This window comes from Halochromatium sp., from assembly GCF_054919635.1.
On the sequence record NZ_JBUDPI010000387.1, the window covers coordinates 1 to 3,252 of the forward strand.

Here is a 3,252-nt window from a genome sequence, read left to right on the forward strand (position 1 = left end):
TGAGCCGTCGGCCCGTGTTTGACCACTTCGGGAGTTTAGGCTGACGCGCCGATTTCAGCGCCAGTCCGCAGAAGTTACGCTCGCATGAAAACGAAAAACACTCATGGTTACCACCGGGAGCTTTCAGCCAGCGTCAGCGAACGCCTCGCGCTCGCCGACGCGTCGCTGGCGGCTGACGCCCAAAGCTGGCTGGCGAATCTGACCTACCGGCAACTTAGCGCTGGACAGTTTTCCGGCTCAATCAAGCGGCTGAGGTTCAGCGACATCGAGATTGGCTATGAGTGCCATAACCAAGATGTGCAAAAGATTGGCGCCATGCCTGCGAGGCAGTGCACCCTGTCGTTCCTCGAGGCGATCGAGCCAAGCGCACGATTCTCGCAATTCGCTCAGGATAAAGGCGATCATCTGTTCTTTCTAACAGAGGGCATCGAAGTCGACATCGTCGTACCGGGAGGATGCGCCGTCTCCTACGTGCGCCTCGACCAGTCTGAATTGCTGCGAGGCATCGCTCTACTCAACGAGCCTCTGGCGGCCCGAATAGCGGCCCAAGGCGGTCTTCAAGCACTCAGTGTCGGCGCAAGGAGATCACTCGGCGACAGCCTGCACGCTCTCTTAAGCGCAGGCAGCACGGATCGCCATGACACGTCCCGTGCTGACGTGCATACGAGGAGGGACCTGCACCGCGAGTTTTTCGCCCAGCTAGTTCAGGCGCTGAGTACCACAGGCGAGACGATTCCGGGCACGGCGCCGAGCCTGCACGCTCGGCGCCGTGCGCTGCACATCGTTCGCCAAGCGCGCGACTACATGGCGGCGCAAGTGTGCCACGGCAGCGTGCCAGACATATTGGGCGTCTGCGAGCACACCGGCGTGTCAGAGCGAACGCTGCAATACGCTTTCCAAACACAGCTTAGCTTAAGCCCCGCGAGCTACCTGCGCTTAGTCCGTCTCAATGGCGCTCGCGCGGAACTCCTGTCAGCCGTCTCGGACACCACCTCGGTGACCAGCGTTGCCATGCGCTGGGGTTTCTTGCATTTGAGCCGTTTCGCGCGAGCCTATCGCCAACTGTTCGGGGAAACACCATCCACGACACTGGCGCGGGCGATTCGCGCCTAGAACGGGTTCCGTTTGCTGCGGCGCTTGCTGTCAAGGGCGCGGTGACGGCTGGTGACAGTCTGATCCGAGCGAACACCTTCCATCGCGTGTGACCGTTGCGGGCTTTGCTCGAGACGACGCCTCTCACGGACCGGCTTAGCCGACTCGGCAACTAAGGGCAAAAAGGCTTGCGGGAATTGACCTAGTCGCTTGCCAAACCGCCGCTTAAATTGGTCAGCAGCGACCTTTGCACAGCCACAGCCAGGCGCATGACCCACTCATGAGCGCAATCCCAAAGAGTCTTAGTCACTGGATTATTCCCAGGATTGCTTGCACCGATTTGGCACTGCGTCGATGGCGGGAAACGCTGAGTTCAGGCCCCCTACCATCTCAAGACCGCGTCATCCGCGCTGCTGTTGCGGAGTCTCCATTTTGGCGACCGAAGCAGATGCCATGAACGAGAAACTTCGAGCGGACCAGGAGCAGACCGCGATCGCTGATCTTCTCAATGCGGGCTTCTTCAGCACGGTTTCGAAAGCGGATCTCAAAGCTCTCAAGCCTGCTCCAACCATCCTGCAGCTCAAGGCAGGTGAGACCCTAGTTAAACAGGGCGATCGATGCTCTGCCTACTACCTGCTCCTGCGAGGGCGCCTTCGTCGGTTTACGTACGATGACAGGGGGCGCCGCCTGCTGGGAGAGATCCTCCCAGGAAACGGCGTCGGCGCATCGAGTTTGCTGTCTGGTCACGCGGAGTATCGATCGACCCTTCGAGCCGTACAAGACTGCAAGCTTGTCCGATTCCCCAGAGCCACCTTTTTCCAGATGATGGTTTTGTCCTGGGAATTCGCGATCAATATCACCCGAGAACAGATCGATCTCGTTCGCAAGCTCACTCAGCCGGTTCTGCACGCCGAGATTACGAGCATTGCGGTTCTGCCGATCGCAGATGATATCGACCAGAGTGCCTTTGCTGATCTCCTGCGTCAGTCGATCGCTCCAATCAGGTCGGTCAGCGTCATCGACGAGAACACCTTGGATGAGCATCTATCCAGACGCTGGAGCTCGCCGGCTCTGCAGCACGCCAAACACTTGGATGAAGGCTCGGCGTATCTCAGCGCGCTTGGGCATCGATACGACCTGGTCATCTATCTCTTGCCTAAGGATGCGGCTCGCTCCACTCAGTTGTTTTTGGGGCATGCCGATCTCGTATTGCTATTGACTCGAATCGGCGCGCCAACCGAGCAAACTGCTGTCGAGCGCCGTTTTCTCGCCCCGATGGATGCAGAGCTTGCACCTCGTACCGACCTCGTCATGCTCCATCCTGGTACCAAAGAGTGGACGATACCTAGCGCGACTCGGTCTTGGCTGGAGCGACGCGAAACCGCTGAGTGGCACCATGTTCGTCACAACAATGTTGATGACTATCAGCGACTCGCTCGCGTCGTCACCGGAAACGCCGTCTCACTCGTGCTCGGTGGCGGTGGTGCCCGCACCTTCGCCTATATCGGGGCGATCAAGGCACTTCAAGAGACCGGGATACCGATCGACCGCGTTGCCGGCACCAGCATGGGTGCTGCGGTCGCTGCTTTTCTCGCCCTACCAATGAGTACAGACGAGATCACCACGCGCTTATATCAGACCTTAAGGGCAGGCAGCGCGGCGAGAGATTACACGCTACCCTTTTTATCATTGACGCATGGAAAGAAGCTGCAGCAGGCGACAAGAAACACATTTGGCGATTTACAGATAGAGGATCTACCGATCCCGTTTCTGTGTGTTTCCTCGAATCTCAGCTCATGTCGACCTTTCATTCACGACCGCGGCGTTTTGTGGCGTGCCGTTCACTCAACTTGCGCACTGCCTGGCATCTCGCCTCCTATGTTCGAAGACGGACGCGTCTTGGTCGATGGCGCAGTCGTCAATAATCTGCCAGTGGATATCGTGGCCGAGCGATATCCGGGGAAACGGATTTGCATTGATATCGCAATTCAGGATGACTTTCATGTTCCCAAAGAGTATGACGCGGCGCTGCCATCGGGATGGCAACTGCTTTGGAGTCGACTTAATCCTTTTAAGCCGACGATGAATGTGCCCAATATCTTCGACCAACGGTGTCCGGCTCCACATCACAGGTAGGCCATCAATAATGGCCGCAGCTGC

Annotated in this window: 2 protein-coding genes; both read left to right on the forward strand. The window is 58.0% G+C overall.

Annotated features, from left to right (window positions below):
* Nucleotides 1–84 precede the first annotated feature (84 nt).
* Nucleotides 85–1,113, forward strand: coding sequence for a helix-turn-helix domain-containing protein (locus tag ACY693_RS17025; RefSeq protein ID WP_462323001.1), 1,029 nt, complete (start codon nt 85–87; stop codon nt 1,111–1,113).
* A 411-nt stretch (nt 1,114–1,524) separates the two neighbouring features.
* On the forward strand, nt 1,525–3,228 hold the full coding sequence (locus ACY693_RS17030; RefSeq protein WP_462323002.1) for a patatin-like phospholipase family protein: 1,704 nt from the start codon (nt 1,525–1,527) through the stop codon (nt 3,226–3,228).
* The last annotated feature ends 24 nt before the right edge of the window (nt 3,229–3,252 follow it).